Annotated in this window: 14 protein-coding genes; 5 read left to right on the forward strand and 9 right to left on the reverse strand. The window is 64.3% G+C overall.

The genetic code is table 11. The features are described 5' to 3' along the window. Positions 1-88: 88 nt before the first annotated feature. From GL4_RS04885 to GL4_RS04895, 3 genes are all read right to left on the reverse strand, one after another. The gene (locus GL4_RS04885) at positions 89-712 is read right to left on the reverse strand and encodes a DsbA family protein (protein ID WP_052464132.1); all 624 of its coding nucleotides are present in this window, start codon (positions 710-712) and stop codon (positions 89-91) included. A gap of 146 nt (positions 713-858) precedes the next feature. After that, positions 859-1,581 carry a DsbA family protein gene (locus tag GL4_RS04890; RefSeq protein WP_052464133.1) on the reverse strand — a complete coding sequence of 241 codons (723 nt, stop codon included), beginning with the start codon at positions 1,579-1,581 and terminating at the stop codon, positions 859-861. Positions 1,582-1,730: 149 nt separating this feature from the next. Beyond that, entirely contained in the window at positions 1,731-2,303 is a 573-nt protein-coding gene (locus GL4_RS04895; RefSeq protein ID WP_045365178.1) for a DUF721 domain-containing protein, read from the reverse strand. A 69-nt stretch (positions 2,304-2,372) separates the two neighbouring features. Between GL4_RS04895 and mutY the strand changes: the two genes are divergently transcribed. Beyond that, entirely contained in the window at positions 2,373-3,533 is a 1,161-nt protein-coding gene (mutY, locus tag GL4_RS04900) for an A/G-specific adenine glycosylase (protein WP_082025479.1), read from the forward strand. Here the strand turns inward: mutY and GL4_RS04905 are convergent. Next, positions 3,481-4,578: a site-specific DNA-methyltransferase gene (locus tag GL4_RS04905; protein WP_280136141.1), complete on the reverse strand. Its 1,098-nt coding sequence runs from the start codon at positions 4,576-4,578 to the stop codon at positions 3,481-3,483. The two genes, mutY and GL4_RS04905, sit on opposite strands and share 53 nt — an antisense overlap. Positions 4,579-4,748: 170 nt before the next feature. Here GL4_RS04905 and GL4_RS04910 point away from each other — a divergent pair, with 170 nt between their 5' ends. Beyond that, positions 4,749-5,534: an alpha/beta fold hydrolase gene (locus GL4_RS04910; protein ID WP_045365184.1), complete on the forward strand. Its 786-nt coding sequence runs from the start codon at positions 4,749-4,751 to the stop codon at positions 5,532-5,534. Positions 5,535-5,551: 17 nt separating this feature from the next. Here the strand turns inward: GL4_RS04910 and GL4_RS04915 are convergent, their stop codons facing one another. Next, positions 5,552-5,989 carry an Rrf2 family transcriptional regulator gene (locus tag GL4_RS04915; RefSeq protein WP_082025768.1) on the reverse strand — a complete coding sequence of 146 codons (438 nt, stop codon included), beginning with the start codon at positions 5,987-5,989 and terminating at the stop codon, positions 5,552-5,554. 282 nt (positions 5,990-6,271) lie between these two features. On the opposite strand from GL4_RS04915, the gene GL4_RS04920 reads away from it, so the two are divergent. Next, complete coding sequence (locus GL4_RS04920; RefSeq protein ID WP_342016321.1) at positions 6,272-6,850, forward strand: class I SAM-dependent methyltransferase; 579 nt, start codon at positions 6,272-6,274, stop codon at positions 6,848-6,850. Between the two features lie 117 nt (positions 6,851-6,967). On the opposite strand, the gene GL4_RS04925 is transcribed toward GL4_RS04920, so the two are convergent. Together GL4_RS04925 and GL4_RS04930 are read right to left on the reverse strand one after the other, a co-directional pair. Then, positions 6,968-7,636 (reverse strand): ribonuclease HII, encoded by a 669-nt coding sequence (locus GL4_RS04925; protein WP_082025481.1) that lies wholly within the window; start codon positions 7,634-7,636, stop codon positions 6,968-6,970. Positions 7,637-7,712: 76 nt separating this feature from the next. Then, the gene (locus GL4_RS04930) at positions 7,713-8,834 is read right to left on the reverse strand and encodes a PA0069 family radical SAM protein (protein ID WP_052464134.1); all 1,122 of its coding nucleotides are present in this window, start codon (positions 8,832-8,834) and stop codon (positions 7,713-7,715) included. A gap of 111 nt (positions 8,835-8,945) precedes the next feature. On the opposite strand from GL4_RS04930, the gene GL4_RS04935 reads away from it, so the two are divergent. Both GL4_RS04935 and GL4_RS04940 read left to right on the forward strand, forming a co-directional pair. Next, entirely contained in the window at positions 8,946-9,635 is a 690-nt protein-coding gene (locus tag GL4_RS04935; RefSeq protein ID WP_045365192.1) for a TIGR04283 family arsenosugar biosynthesis glycosyltransferase, read from the forward strand. Positions 9,636-9,677: 42 nt separating this feature from the next. Beyond that, positions 9,678-10,319, forward strand: a complete 642-nt coding sequence (locus tag GL4_RS04940) for a TIGR04282 family arsenosugar biosynthesis glycosyltransferase (RefSeq protein WP_244462682.1) — start codon at positions 9,678-9,680, stop codon at positions 10,317-10,319. A 42-nt stretch (positions 10,320-10,361) separates the two neighbouring features. Here GL4_RS04940 and GL4_RS04945 read toward each other — a convergent pair whose 3' ends face one another. Continuing rightward, on the reverse strand, positions 10,362-14,276 hold the full coding sequence (locus GL4_RS04945; RefSeq protein WP_045365198.1) for an autotransporter domain-containing protein: 3,915 nt from the start codon (positions 14,274-14,276) through the stop codon (positions 10,362-10,364). A gap of 203 nt (positions 14,277-14,479) precedes the next feature. Next, entirely contained in the window at positions 14,480-15,481 is a 1,002-nt protein-coding gene (locus GL4_RS16570) for an AraC family transcriptional regulator (protein WP_052464135.1), read from the reverse strand. Between the last annotated feature and the right edge of the window lie 228 nt (positions 15,482-15,709).

The following is a 15,709-nucleotide window of genomic DNA, read 5'->3' on the forward strand; positions in this document are numbered from 1 at the left end:
CTCTGGAACCGGGTAACGCGTGCTCCGTGACGGAAACGCGACAAGACTTGAACTTGGAGGGGGACGGCGCGATTCGCAACGCCGGAGATCAAGAAGCCTGTGGTTCAATCAAGGCTTTCATCTGCTCGAAGGTCACTTCGCCCTGGAGCTTCTGGCCGTTGATAAAGAATGTAGGCGTTCCGACGACGCCATATTTGCGTCCCCGCTGCTTTACCTCCGTCAACCCATCGATAATGCTTTGATTCGATAGGCAATTGTCAAATTTGGCGCGGCTCATTCCACTGGTTTTCGCGATTTTGTAGAGGGCGTCCGGCCGGACCTCCTGGCTGACCCATTCGCGCTGACGCGAGAGATACGCCTCGATGAGCGGCAGGTATTTGCTCTTCGGAGCGCACCGCGTGACGATTGCCGCTTTCCCCGCCGTCTGCCCGATGGCGAATTCCCGGATGATGTAGCGCACCCGGCCCGTGTCCACATAGGTGCGTTTGACGCGTGGGAAGACCTTGGCGTGGTAGGCGCGGCAATAGGGGCAGGTCAGGGAAACATACTCGATGATGGTCACGGGGGCGTTGGGGTTGCCGTACTCGCGATCCCCGAGCGGTCCTGGTTCCAGAAGCTGGTCTTTGAGCGGGACTGCCTCGGGCGCCGTGCCGCCGGGCCCGCCACAGGCCCCAAGCCCCAGCCCGGAAAGGCCGAGGATGGCGCCGGTCAAGACGGTCCTGGCTACCCTGTTAAGCCCCAACAAAACCCCCCGGGATATCCATCCGCGTTTCGGAAACCGAAGACGTCCAAAGGACTGCGATCCGTAGTATGCACTCACAGGGCAACGCCCAGGACCGGCCAGTCCCAGCGTCCGGCTTAGCCGCTCGGCGGCGTTTCCGGCTTGCCCTCGATCGCAGCGTCAAACGACTCGATTCCGACGCCCTCGAGGCGCGTACCGTTGACGAAGAACGCCGGTGTGCCGTCGACGCCGAACTCTTCATGCGCCTTCTTACGGACGGCGACGATCTTGTTGAAGAGGTCCTTGTCCTCGACGCATTGCTTGTAGCTCTCCTCCGAGAAACCGGCCTGCTTGGCGATCAGCTTCAGTTTCTCCTGGCCGTCGGGACCCGGCGCGGCCCAAGTCTCCTGGGTCTCGAACAGGCCGTCGATGAGGGGGTAGAAGCGGTCGTTGCCGGCGCAACGGGCCAGCATGGAGGCGCGGGCCGCAAGGCTATCCAAGGGAAACTCGCGGAAGATGAAGCGGGCTTTACCCGTATCGATGTACTTCTCCTTCACCGTCGGAAACACCTCCGTATAGAAGTGCGCGCAGTGAGGGCAGGTCATCGAGGCGTATTCCACGATCACGTTGTCCGCATTCGGATCGCCGAGCACGATATCTTCCAGCGGTCCCGCCTCCATCAGAGCGGACAGCTCCGGATTGGCCTTGGGGGCGTCGGGATCCGCCGCCGTATCTACGCTAGAGAAGTACAGGCCAACGGCCAGTACCACGGCCACAAGCGCGCCGACAATGTACACACCAGTATGGCTCTTCTTGGCCTCGGTCGAGGCTTCGGTCGTCTCTTTCTTGGGCTTTGCCACGTCGAACTCTCCGGCTTTTCCTCATGCGCGGCTCCCTCGCGGTCACCGGCGCCTACAATCGTTTAATGGCGCCGATCCGGCAAGCGGGCGCAAGCGCGTTTGCTTCAACCCCTCGTGAGGGCGACACTTAGCCCTCGTGCTCGTAAGACTCAACTCCGACGCGCAGGCCGTCGTCTTTCGGACTCGGTGCAATGCTTGGCGAGTGCGCCCAACCGATCCAGGGCCCGGGCCAGGCCTTTGTCTTGAATGCCTGCCGATTTGGGCAAGGCGTAGGCGGGCAGCGGCGGCTTCGGCATGCGTTTGGGGCGGGCGACGCGGGAAATCGGCGCTTGCAGGAAGCGCATCTCCGTGACCGCCCGGTAGCCGAAATAGGCGTTGATCCGTTCCAAAATCTGCGTGGCGCGATGCTGCACCTCGATGGCCCGGGGGCCTTCGATCCGCAAGACGAGCGTCGCGCCGTCACGCCGGTGCCCCCGGGCGCGCGAATTGTCGGCGGTCTCGTCTTCCCAATTGTCTCTGCGGCGCGGCCAGATGATGCGGTCGGGCATGGTGTAGCGTGCGAGTTCCGCGCCAGCGATGGCGCGCCAGTCGCTGAGGAGCGCAGTGGTGGCGAAGCCCCGCGCCCGCGCCGCCTCGTCCAGAGCCTTTTCGACGAAGGAGCCGATCGGCCGCGCGCCTGTCTTCCGAACCGGGCCGGAGGGCTTTCGTGGGGGTCTATTCATTCTCGTTCCCGTTAATCCGGGACGACTCTACACCATGGCGCGGGGCGATTGCGCGTGGCATGAGGACTTATGCAAGACGTTCACACGGACGCTGCGGGAACCGAGATCGCGCCTGCGCTGCTGGCTTGGTACCGGCGCGAGGGCCGGGCACTGCCGTGGCGTGCGCCGCCTGGAAGGCTGCAAGATCCCTATAAGGTGTGGCTGAGCGAGGTCATGCTGCAGCAAACCACCGTCAAGTCGGTGACGCCGCGCTTCATCGACTTCGTTCGACGCTGGCCGGATGTGGACGCGCTCGCTCAGGCCGATCTTGGCACCGTCCTCGCCGCCTGGGCCGGCCTCGGCTACTACGCCCGCGCCCGAAATCTCCATGCCTGCGCCCGCGTGGTGTCGGGGGAGCATGGGGGCCGTTTTCCCGACACGGAGGAGGGCTTGGGCAAGCTGCCCGGCATCGGCGCCTATACGGCCGCCGCGATCGCCGCGATTGCCTTCGGCCGGAAGGCTTCCCCAGTCGACGGGAATATCGAGCGGGTCCTGGCCAGGCTCTTCGCCATCGAGACGCCGCTGCCGGCGGCGAAGCCGCAGATCAAGGCGCTTGCCGAACAACTGACGCCCGAGACGCATGCTGGGGACTTCGCCCAGGCCATGATGGATCTCGGCGCAATGATCTGCACACCTCGGAACCCCGCCTGCGGGCTTTGTCCGGTGCGGCCGAGCTGTTGCGGGTTCGCGGCAGGCATTGCCGAGCAACTCCCGTACAAGGCGGCGAAGGCAGAGCGTCCGACCCGCCGCGGGACTGCCTTCGTCGCGATCCGCGAGGACGGTGCGGTGCTCCTGCGTGAACGGCCGCCGAAAGGCCTCTTGGGCGGCATGCTGGAGGCGCCATCGACCCCGTGGGAAGAGGGCCCGCCGTCGGAGGATGCCGAAGCGCATGCGCCCCTGAACGCGCCTTGGAAGAGGATGCCGGGCATTGTCTCCCACACCTTCACGCATTTTCATCTCGAACTGACGGTCTACAGAGTGGACGCCGCGCGCGATGCTGAGCTGCTGAACGCGGCGGAACCGGCGCGCTGCCGTTGGGTGAGGCAACGCGACCTGCCTGCGGCAGCGTTACCGACGGTCATGCGGAAGGTCCTCGCCCATGCGCTGGACGAGGGCGCCGTTTCGAAAAGGCGTGACGCTAGGAAGCCAGCTTCTGGCGCGCCTCGGCGCGCAAATCGTCGATCGGCTTGAGCGAGCCGCCGGCCTCGTAGTGCCAGAAAGTCCAGCCGTTGCAGGCCATCGCTCCTTGCACATGGGCGCCGATCTTGTGAATGGATCCTTGCGCGCCGCGGCAGGCAATGGATCCGTCCGCACGCACCTTGGCCTCGTGGCGCGCCGCCGGGTCGTACAGGGCGGTTCCCGGCGACAATAGGCCGAGCTCGACAATCGCTCCGAACGGGACGCGGGTCTCGGCCCGCTTGCCTTTGGCGACCTGCAACGAAGCAGGATCGAGCGTCTCGACGGACTTGAGACGGTCGCGCGCCGCTTTGGCATAAGTCTTCTCGCGTTCGATGCCGACAAAGGAGCGACCCAGGCGCTTGGCGGCGACGGCCGTCGTACCCGAGCCCATGAACGGGTCGAGGATCACATCGCCCGGATGGCTCGCTGCCAGGATCACCCGTTGCAGCAGCGCTTCCGGCTTTTGCGTCGGATGGGTCTTGCGCCCATCCTGTTTCAAGCGCTCGGCGCCCGAGCAGATCGGCAGCAGCCAGTCGGACCGCATCTGCAGGTCCTCGTTCAGCGCCTTCATGGATTCGTAGTTGAACGTGTAGCGCGCCTTCTGCCCCGTGGAGGCCCAGATCATCGTCTCGTGCGCGTTGGTGAACCGCCGGCCGCGAAAGTTCGGCATCGGGTTTGTCTTGCGCCAGATCACGTCGTTCAGCACCCAGTAGCCGAGGTCCTGAAGTGCGGTCCCGACGCGGAAGATGTTGTGATAGCTGCCGATCACCCAGAGGCTGCCCGTCGGCTTCAGCACGCGGCGGCACGCGGCCAGCCAATCGCGGGTAAAGCGGTCATAGGACTCGAAGCTGGAGAACTTGTCCCAGTCGTCATCGACGCCGTCGACGCGGCTGTTGTTCGGGCGGTAGAGCTCGTTCGCGAGCTGAAGATTGTATGGCGGATCGGCAAAGACGAGATCGATGCTCTCGGCGGGAAGCTTCTCGACCTCCTCGATGCAATCACCCACAATGATCTTGTTGCGCGGAAGCAGCTGCTTCCCCGTATCCCCCATAGCCATGATATTCACTCGCGTTACGCAATACACACACGCGCTTGCCATGCTGTACTCGGCAAGAACCTGTACAGGGCAAGACCGGCCCATGCTGGCCGAGTGGGGTAAAGGCGGCCTTAATCCGCTAAACGGCGTGGAGCGGGGCGCGCAACGAAAGGTTCGGCTGGGAGAGCGACATGGCAGACACGATCGTCATGGTGCACGGCGTCAATTGCGGCGGCTGGTGCTTTGACCCCTTTAGGGCCGTGTTCGAGGCGCGCGGGTTCGAGTGCCTGACGCCTGATCTCATCGGGCACGGGGCCGACAAGGCGAACGGAATCCAAAAGCTCACCGGCGTCGGCATCAGCGACTACCGCACCCAGATGCGCGATCTCGTCGCTGCGCTCCCGAAAAAGCCGATCCTGCTAGGTCATTCTTTGGGGGCGGTCATCGCGCAGCAGCTCGCCGCCGAAGGACTTGCCGAGAAGCTCGTCCTGGCGAGCCCGGCGCCGCGCGCGGGCATTCTGCCGTCTACGGACGGACAGAAGCAGCTTTGCCAAGACTTGATGTCGCTAGGGGCCTTTTGGACGCGCGCCTTCGATCCGAATTTCGAGATCGCCTCCGCGATCAGACTCAACCGCCTGCCGCCGGACAGGCAAAGACAAGTGTTCGAGGCGTTCGGGCCCGAGTCCGGCCGGGCCCTGTTCGAGCTGTTCTTCTGGATGTTCGACCGTACGGCCGCGGCCGCAGTCGATACGGCGGCCGTAGCCTGTCCGGTCCTGACCCTGTCCGGCACCGAGGACAATGTCGTGCCTCTGGCTGCGGCGAAAGAAACGGCGGACGCCTATCCCGGGAGTCCGTTCTGGGCGCTCGAAGGCCACGCCCACATGCTGGTGGTGGAAGAGGGCGCCGACGAGATCGCCGGCCGCATCGCCGACTGGCTCGAAGGGGAGCCTCGTCGCAACACCGATGACTCGGATTGATCGGTCGAAGACGAGTGTCATATCTTGGCATGGACCGAGATCGGCACCGGCCGGCGCGGGGCTATCTCATCCAGCGTGATCGTGCCGAAGCGTTCGACAAACAACGCTTCCGCCTCGGCCATCGTGTCCTGCATGACTGCATTGACGTTCTGTTCCACCAGGCAGTCCGGATTACCGCTGCGATTGCCGATGGCGAAAAGCTTGGGACGGCCAAGCGCCTCGTAGACGGCCAAGAGCGTGACCTGCCGCAATGGGCGGGCCAGCTGCCACCCCCCGCCATGCCCCTTGCCCGAGTGGACAAGACCCGCATCGCGCAGGCCCGCCATGGTACGCCGGAACACGGCCGGGTTTGTGCCCATGCTTCGTGCCAGCACTTTGGAGGTGAGTGGCTCTCCCACTTGCTCCATGTGCACGAGAACATGGAGAACGTCGGATAGCCGAGTGTCCTTGTTCAACGTGCCACCTTCCGTCGGCCATGCGCGGCTAAGCGCCATTGACATATGTAACTTCGAAAGATACGTGACTTGCATTCCTTCACGTAGCTCGATCTGCTACATGAAATGGAGCCGCATGTACATTCCGACTTCGTCCAACCGTGGGCTAGCGACCGTTCGTTTTGAGGCAGACGCATGACGCAACACAAACTTCTAGCTTCACCTTTCGCGAACCCGGAGGCCGTAGCGTCTTATGCGGAGGATGCTCCGCGCAAGGTTCCGGGGTTGGCCGATCTCCATCGCATGGCGACTCTGCTTCTTTCGGAACATGCGCCGGCCGGAGCCCATGTGCTTGTCGTTGGCGCTGGCGGCGGGTTGGAGCTCAAGTCGATGGCTACGTTACGGCCGGATTGGCGCTTTACCGGCGTCGACCCATCGCGCGCCATGTTGGACCTCGCGCGGCTCGCTGTCGTACCCTTTGCCGATCGCGTCAACCTCGTGGAGGGCACCGTCGAAGGAGCACCGGCCGGTCCGTTCGACGGTGCAACGTGCCTCCTGACGCTCCACTTTCTTGACCGCAGCGAGAGACTGAGGACGTTGCGGGAAATTCGGTGCCGTCTGAAACCGGACGCAGGCCTCGTTGTCGCCCATCACGCACCGCCCGGGACTGACATCGAGCATTGGATGGCGCGTTCGGCCGCCTTCGGCGATCGCGATGACTGCGATTGGGCGCGGGCAAGAGCCACGGGCCAAACGATAGCCGAACGCCTGCCGCTGGTCGACCCGGCCGGAGAAGAAGAACTGCTGCGTGAGGCTGGATTCTCCGATGTCGCATTGTTCTATGCCGCCTTCTCCTTTCGCGGTTGGGTGGCGACTGCCTGACCAGCATGGCGCTTCGACCGGGTGGACGCCCCAAGCGGGCAACAACCCAGGATAGGCTCTCCTCACTGTCGCTGCGGCGCGGTGCCAACGCGTCTTCGGCCCAATCAGCCATCGGTCTTAGTCGTCCCCGGCACCAACCATTTCGCAGCCTTCCGCTAGAATGCGTTGGATTGGCGCGAAGGAGCGGCGATGGTGCGGGCACAGGCCGTGCCGTTCGATGCCGCTGGCATGTTCCGGCGTGCCGTAGCCCTTGTTGTTCTCCCAGCCATAGCCGCGATAGCGTTTGGCGAGCTTCACCATAATCCGGTCGCGGGTCACCTTCGCCACGATGGAGGCGGCGGCGATCGAGAGCGATTTTCCGTCGCCGCCGATCACGGCCCGGACTTTGCCGGGAAAGCGCTTTGGAACGGCATTGCCGTCGACCAGCGCAGCGGCATTGGGAATCTCCAAACTGCGAAATGCCGTGCGCATGCCCCACAAGGTGGCTTGCAGTATGTTGTCGCGATCGATGCGGCGCACCTGCCCGATGACGACCGAGACGCGCGCCGTCGCCACGATCTCCTCATAGCGATCCTCGCGGGCCTGCGCGGTGAGGAGTTTCGAGTCGTTTAGTCCGTCGGGGATACGATCGGGATCGAGAACAACCGCAGCCACGACAACGGGACCGGCCCAGGGTCCGCGCCCCGCCTCGTCGACACCCGCCACGGGCACACCGTGAAGATCCATCATCTTCGCTTCGAGATCGAAGTTCGGCAGGCAGGCTTGCGGGGGCGATGGCGATTCCATGCCGGAACTGTCGGACGAACACCGCCGCAAGCGCAACTGCCTATGGCCGGACTAGACCTGCACTGTGGAAAAGGCCTCAGAGCAGGCTGAGCTGCTGGCCGGGTAGGGTTGGGGGCGTGAACAGGTCGGTGCGCAATTTATGGCGCTTGTCGAGGCCGAGCCGTTCGGCGGCCATCTGAAACCGCCGGCCGATCATCCAGGCATACGGTCCGTCGCCCTCCATGCGGCTGTGCCACTCCGAATCGTAGAGCTTCCCACCCCGGGTCTGCCGCATCAGGGACAGCACGCGGTCGGCGCGGTCGGGGCAGTTGGCCCGCAGCCATTCGACGAAGAGATCGCCGATCTCGAGCGGCAGCCGAAGCAGGATATAGCCGGCCTCCCGGGCCCCGGCAGCGGACGCGCGCTCCAGGATACGTTCGATCTCCGCATCGGTAAGCCCCGGCACGACTGGGGCGACCATCACGGAGGTGGGAATGCCGGCATTCGAGAGCGTCTCCACGGCCTCCAGGCGCTTGTCCGGCGTGCTCGCGCGCGGCTCCATCGTCCGCGCCAGCTGCCTGTCCAGCGTGGTGACCGAAAGCGCCACCTTCACGAGGCCGCGTTCCGCCATGGATTGAAGGATGTCGAGGTCGCGCAGGACGAGCGCCGACTTGGTGACGATACCCACCGGGTGGTTGGTCTCACTCAGCACTTCCAGAATACGCCGCATGATGCGGTAGCGCCGCTCGACGGGCTGATACGGGTCGGTATTTGACCCGATGGCGATCATGCGGGGCTCATATCCAGGGGCGGCGAGTTCCCGCTCCAGAGCCTGCGCGGCGTTGGTCTTGGCGAAGAGCTTGGTCTCGAAGTCGAGGCCAGGAGACATGCCCAAAAAAGCATGCGTCGGGCGTGCGAAACAGTAGACGCAGCCATGCTCGCAACCCCGATAGGGGTTGATTGAGCGGTCGAAGCCGATATCCGGCGAGTCGTTCTTGGTAATGATGCGCCGGGCCGGGACTTCCTGCACCTCGGTCCGCAACGCCTCGAGATCGCCGAGGGACTCCCAGCCATCGTCCACGGGTTCGTAGGTCCTGGCCTCGAAACGTCCTGACCGGTTGGTCTGCGCGCCCCGCCCGTGACGGCGCGCATAGGCGATCCCGCCAGCCTCATGGGGCAGGCTTTCCTCGCGGCTAGGCTTGCGGATAGCGACACTCATGCGCGCAATATAGGCGCACCATGGGAACAAATCAAGAACACATGATCTTGAGCCCGGATTGGGCCCTACGTTGCGATTGCTGTGGCCCCGGCAGTCGCTATAGTCCGCCCCATGATTTCGGTCATTATCCCAACTCTCAATGCTGAACGTGTCCTGGTGCCGACCTTGTCGGCGCTGGTCCCGGCCGTGGTCGAAGGGATCGTGCAAGAAGCCATCATCGCTGATGGTGGTTCGACCGACGACACCTATGTGGTTGCGGATGCTGCCGGCGTCCACTTGGTGCAAGCGCCGCGGGGCCGAGGCACGCAGATGGAAGCGGGCGCCGCGGCGGCAAAGGGGAACTGGCTGCTGTTCCTGCATGCTGACACCGTGCTTGATCCGGGCTGGGTCAACGAGGTCACGAACTTCATCGAGCGCATCGAGATGGGACGGCGCAAGCCTGCGGCCGCCTATTTCCGCTTTGCGCTCGACGATGAAGGTTTCATGCCGCGGCTCATCGAAATGATGGTGGGCCTGCGCTGCATGCTGCTCTCGCTGCCCTATGGCGACCAGGGCCTCCTCATCTCGCGGACACACTATCAGCGGCTCGGGGGCTTTCGTCCGCTGCCGCTGATGGAGGACGTGGATCTTGTGCGCCGGCTAAAGCGCCGCGAACTGTATGGGTTGAGGACGCGTGCCGTCACCAGCGCCAAGCGCTATCAGGAAGACGGCTATCTGATGCGCAGCTGCCGCAACTTCGGGCTGATGCTGCTCTATCTCCTGCGCGTTCCGCCGCGGGTTCTAGCCCGGCTCTACGAGTAGCGGCCGGTGAGGAGCGGACGCCGCAGAGGCGCCTCCGCCTTCGTGCCAAGTCTTGTCGTGCCAAGTCTCATCGCGCCAAGCCTCATCGTCATGGCCAAGCAGCCGAAAGCCGGCGCCGTGAAGCGGCGCCTCGCGCGCGGCATTGGCGCCGTCGCGGCCGCGCGGTTCCAACGCACGACGTTGCGCCACACCCTGATGCGGCTCGGGACCGATCCGCGCTGGCGGACCTACCTCGCGGTTACGCCCGATTCTGCGCTTGCGGGTTCCTGCTGGCCGTCATGGCCGCGCATATCGCGCATTCCCCAAGGTCAAGGCGATCTCGAAGACCGCATGCAGACATTGTTCGATCGCATGCCTTCGGGCCCGGTCGTGCTCGTCGGCAGCGATATCCCGGGGATCTCTCGCACCCATATCGCCGATGCCTTCCGGCTGCTTGGCCAGGCGGACGCCGTGTTCGGCCCGGCGCAAGACGGCGGCTATTGGCTGGTCGGGTTCAAGCGAAGTCCCGGTCGGCTCGCCCCCTTTGATGATGTGCCGTGGTCCACGGATCAAGCGCTTGCGGCCACGTGCGCGAACCTGAAAGGGCGGAAGATCGCGTTCACAGCCACGCTGAGCGATGTGGACACCGCCGACGACTTGGAGAGCCAGCGCGCCTTCGCCGAGCGCCTCATTCGGCCTACTTGAGCGAGTTGTTGGTGGCGCTATCGCCTAGCGGCTACTTGAGCGCTAGTTGAACAACCAGGTGAGGCGGCCTTTGACGGCGTTGTCTTCGAGGCTGTCCGCGTATTGGCCTTGGTAGGAGACGCCGGCTGAGAGGCGATCGCTCAAGGCAAAGTCGACGCCTGCATCCAAGAGCGCGGAGTCTTCAGCCAGCGGCACGCCGTCGATGGAAAAGCCGATGCCGGTCGTGGCAAAGGCCAGTGACGCGCCGGGCGTGATGTCGTCGAAGGCATGGAGCCAGGCCGCCTCGACATGGGGCGTCACCTGCATGGCGCCCCACGTCATCGTATGGGCTGCGCGCAGGCCGACCGTCGTGTAGCCCACGTCCTGGTTGACGCCGGTCGTGCTTAAGCTCGCTTGCGGGCCGCCCTTTTCCTTGAAGCCGCTGGTCTCGACGGACACGTAGGCGAGCCCCGCGAACGGTTCGAGTTCGACACCGCCAATTTGGGTCGGATACGCGATCTCGCCGAAGAGCTGGCCCGTGTCGGCGTCGTAGTCGGCCTTCTGCCGCTCGAAGAAGCCGGGGAACACGACGGCGCGCGAGGTCTCGATGTCGCTCCAGGCCCAGAGCCCGCCACCGCGTAAGGCAAAGCCCGACACCGCGCCGTTGACGTAGCCGCCGAGATGATAGGTCGTGGTGTTGGCGCCGCTATAGCGTTGGTCGACACTGACGTCGGAGAACGACGCGCCGGTGGCGACACCCACGCGCCAGGAGCCGCCAACGCTCGCATCCATGCCGGAGAGGAAACCGCCGAGATTGCGATCCGTCGTGGCGGCATTGCCGTCGCCGTCGAACGTGCCCCAGGCGCCGTAGCCTTGGGTCCAGAAGGCGAGCGGTTGCGTCGCAGGTTCGGCCGCCATCTCTTCGCCGATGAACTTGCTGCCGAGCCGCATGGCACTCGCATCGTAAGTCGCACCGCGACTTGCGACCTGCGGCCCGCCGGACCCGAGCGCGCCGCCTTGATGGCCCGCCTGCATCATGCGGCCGAGCACCGCCTCGCGCGCGTAGCGGCTATCGTCCACGAGAGTCCCCGCCACGGTCGCGTGGATCTCGCCGGACAGCGCATCGAACGCCTGGCGCGCACCCGAAGCCGTTTGGTTCAGCACGGCCAGGAACAACGGATTGTCAGTGGGGAACTGATCCAGTGCCCCAGCCACGGCCTTTTGGTTCTTGGTCTTGGCGACGTCCTGGAACAGCGTGGCGTTGCGCTCCAGGTTGAGCACCACGTCGTTGCCCGTGCCGCCCGTATAGTCGACGGTCGGGATCAAGAACGCGAGATTGGTGAAGACGCTCCCGAACGTGCCTTTGACGGAATCCGTGCCGTCATTGGCGATGATCGTGTAGTCGGTACTGTCCTTGTAGTTGCCGCCCGCGGCCAGCACTTTGAGCGTCGCGCCGGTGAGGTTCACCGTGCCATGCACGACGACTTTGTCGTTGTTGCCTGCAGCATCCACTTCAACCTCAAACGTCGACGCCGCCGCCATGGAGAACGCGCCGTTGACGGTCACGGTGCCGATGGAGTTGCCGGGCGCCAGCGTGCCGCCAAGCACGTTCAACCCGCCGAACGTGGGGTTGCCGCCCAAGGTGCCGCCCGTTTGCGTGAATGCGGCCGTCGTCGTCCCGTTGAAGCTCCAGGCGCCGCTTTCCAAACGGAACGTCTCGAAGCTCTGGAACTGCTTCGTGGCCGCGCCCGTATCGATCTTGGACAGGTTGAACGCCCCATTGCCCGAGCCGCCAAAAGCCAGTGTGTCGATGCCGGGCCCGGCGAAGACATTGCCGGTAATCTGCGCCGTGGGATGCAACTCGACCCGGTCGTCGAGCGCCTGGCCTTGATCGAAAAGCACCGCGCCGCCGCCCCCGCCATTCAACGCGCCCGCCACGGTCAGGTTTGTTGGCGCAAGGGAGCTTTCGATGGAGAAGTCGTTTCCGCCTGGGCCCTTGCTGGTCACCGAGCTGCCAGCATTGACCGTGATGTTGGTCACGCCGCTGCCAAAGTTAAGGGCGTGGACGCCCAAGGAATCCCCCACAACCGCGCCATGCGTCACGATCGAAAGCGGGCCGGACCCCGCATGATCGGCTTGAATGCCCTCGGACCCTTTGGCATTGACGGCATTGATAGTCAGGCTGGAGCTGTCGTAACTGGTATAGGCGAAGATGCCTTGGAGAACGGTGCCGGTGGCATCGCCCCTTGTCGTGATGGTTAGAGCGCCGGAGCCTCGGTGCATTGCGTAGATAGCCCGATGGCCCGTGACGTTGTTGTCCGCCCTGATCGTTAGCCCCGTGCCCTGAGCGCTATAGGCCTTGATACCGAACTCGTTCGTGCCGGTGACGGCTCCCGTCGCGATGATTTCTAGCGCGCCCCGACCAATATGGTCGGCGTTGATGCCCTTGTTGCTGCCCGTGACCGCACCCGCATGGATCGTCATGCTCGTGGTGTTCGAGTCGCCGAAGGCGAAGATGCCTTCGCCATTCGTGGCGGTGACGGCGGCCTTGGTGGTGATCTCGGTCGCGCCAGTGCCTTCGTTCGTTGTGTGGACGCCGTAGCTGACACCGTCGACGGCGCCCGTCGTTGTAACCGAAAGAGCGCCAGACCCCTGGAGCTCCGCCTGGATGGCTTCGTCGCCGCCCGTGACCGCGGCCGCATTGACGGTCACGCCCTCGGTGTTGCGCCCTCCGGCCGCGATGATCCCGTGGAGAATGTTACCTGTGACCGCGCCCGTCGCGGTGACCGTGAGAGCGCCACTCCCATAATAGTGGTCGGCATGGATGCCAACCAACGCGCCCGTGACCTCGTTCGCGTTGATGGTCATCGCGCCCGCCTGGTTGTCCAGTGCAGCCGCGAGAATTCCGAGTGACCCGCGTCCCGTGACGGTTCCCGTCGCGGTGACCTCGATGCTGCCGGTGCCGGCATGGTAGGCGCGGATGCCTTCCGCCCCTTCGGCGTTGACGGCATTGACGGTGAGGCCGGAGCTGGCGAGACCGGTATAGGCGGCAATGCCTTGGTAAGCAAAGCCGTTGCCCGTCGCGATCATATCGCCTGTCGCCGTGATGGAGAGAACGCCGGATCCTTCGTGAGTTCCCTGGATACCCGCGCGATATCCCGTGACGGTCTTGTGCGCCGTAATGGTCTGACCCGTGCTGTCCGCACCGCTATAGCCATGGATGCCAAACTCATCGGTTCCGGTAACGGCGCCCGTCGCCGTGATTTGCAGCATGCCGCCACCGTTATGGCTCGCGTCGATGCCTCTCAGGTCGCCCATGACCTCGGCGGCGTTGATGGTCAGCCCCGTGTTGTTCGCGCCGGTATAGCCTCTGACGCCGAACCCGTTGGTGCTGGTGACAACGCCCGTCGCCGTGATCGAAGCCGTGCTGTTGCCGTAGTCCCTGACGACGATCCCGCTGTCGTAACCGGTGACGTTGCCGCTCGCCTTGACTTCGATGGACCCCGATCCGTGGTTCCGGGCTTCGAGGCCTTCTCTGATCCTGGAGTAGATCGTCGCGGCCGTGTTGACGTAGACGCTGCCGGGGGTCGCGCCGACCGTGTCGCCGCTGGAGGTGATTCTTAAGCCGTCCCTCTCCGCATAGAGGTAAGAGGCCGCGTTGGGATCGATGAACGACACGGCCCCGTAGCCCGTGATGACCAGAGCATTGGGACTCACAAGAGACCCCGGCGTGCCGTTTCTGAAGTAGTCACCTTCGGGGACGCTGACCGCGAGGCTTGTCGTGTTGTTGTGCGTGATCGTCTCGGGCGCGTTGTGAGCCCCGGAGCACGTGTACAGCGCCGTGTTGCCCACCAGTCCCGCATAGGTGCAGTTGGTGGCGGCGTAAGTGTCCCGGGCATAGCCGGTCAGCGTGCCCATCAGGGCCGCCGACGACAGCAGCAACCGGCGCCGCCGCGAGGTCCCGCTCAACTGCCCCATGTCTCGCGGACTGCCGTCATTTCTGGTCCCCCCGATTCGCCCTGTATCCACGGTTCTCGGAGGCACCTTAGTTTGTCCTTGCCCAATCGTATTTGTCGGATCGCGCAAGCAGCTTGTCGCCAATTCACCAAGAATGAGGCTTTTGAACCAGCTGTTGCGGCAAAGACACGCTGCCTTTGTGCGTCAGCTCGTGGGTGCCGAGGCTACAATGGCCGATATTCCGTCGGTGACGCGCCGAAGCGGCTGCGGAAGCGCCTGTTGAAGTAGGGGACCTCGTTGAAGCCGCACGCATAGGCGATGTCACCGACCTTCATGCCGGCGCAAGACGGCTCCGACAGCATTTTGCGCGCTTTCTGAAGGCGAAGTTCAACGACGCGATCCGAAAGAGGTCTCCCGGTTTCGCTGAGCAGGTTCTGGACATAGCGCGGCGATAGGCCGAGTTTCGCGGCCAAGACTTGCGCCGAAAATTGCGGGTCGTCGAAGCCGTCCTGAATGCCTGCGAGGATCATCTGCAGCCGCGCGGCGCGCACCCCGCGAAGTCCCGCGATCTCAGCCGCGTCGCTGGTTGCGCCGAGCGCCAGCGCAATGAGGTCGGCGAGGGTCCGGCCCACATGGTCGGTCACCGCGGGATCGTCATCGACATCGTGGCGGGCGAACAGGAACGCCAGGTAGTCTTGCAGGAACCGCGTCGCGGGCGCGTGTGGATCCATGGCGCGCATGACAACGTCGTCGGGGCTCCTAAGGAGCTCGTCCAGCATGGTGCGCGGGACGCAGGCCGCCCACGTGGTGCCCAACGGCTCCCATTCGAGCAGCCCCGGGTCGCCCCGCGAGGTCAGCCCCATCGTCCCTGGGGCGATCTCCATTTCCCGGCCGCGCTGCTTGATTAGCGTCGTCGCGCCGTGGCCGAAGTTCACGTTTAGGAAGAAATCGTGCGAGCCGTCATAGGCGATATTCTGCGCGGTCCTGGCGACGCGGGTGAACGTGTCGCGGGCTTCCATGAGCTGCACGGCGCCGAAACCGGTCAGGGTGATATGCGCCTCGAACGGGTGGTCCTCGCTGCAGGTCACGTCAAACACGCCGAACGCTTCTTCCGACTGCTCCCGCCACGCGCGCTCGCGCGCACGGCTATCGAGATGGGCCGCAAAGTGAGCTGACGACAGGGTGATCCGATTGCTGGACGGACTTTTCCCGCTCTCGTTGCCCATTGCCGCCTCCTTCCGGACGCGTATCCGCGTCCATCCTATGCTCGCGGGGCAGATTGTCTATCGATCGCGGGAGAGATCAAGCCAGAGGACGCCGGATGCTGTGGCTTCTCGGTAACAACCTGTCGAAAATGCTGCCCCGTGTGCGGATAGGTCAATTCGAGTTCGCTGCTGGACAATTCGTCTCCAGATCGAAGCCGCTCGTGTCGCCTCCGTTGGAGCGACGGCTGT

The sequence above is a fragment of the Methyloceanibacter caenitepidi genome (genome assembly GCF_000828475.1).
GTDB classification, from domain to species: Bacteria; Pseudomonadota; Alphaproteobacteria; order Rhizobiales; family Methyloligellaceae; genus Methyloceanibacter; species Methyloceanibacter caenitepidi.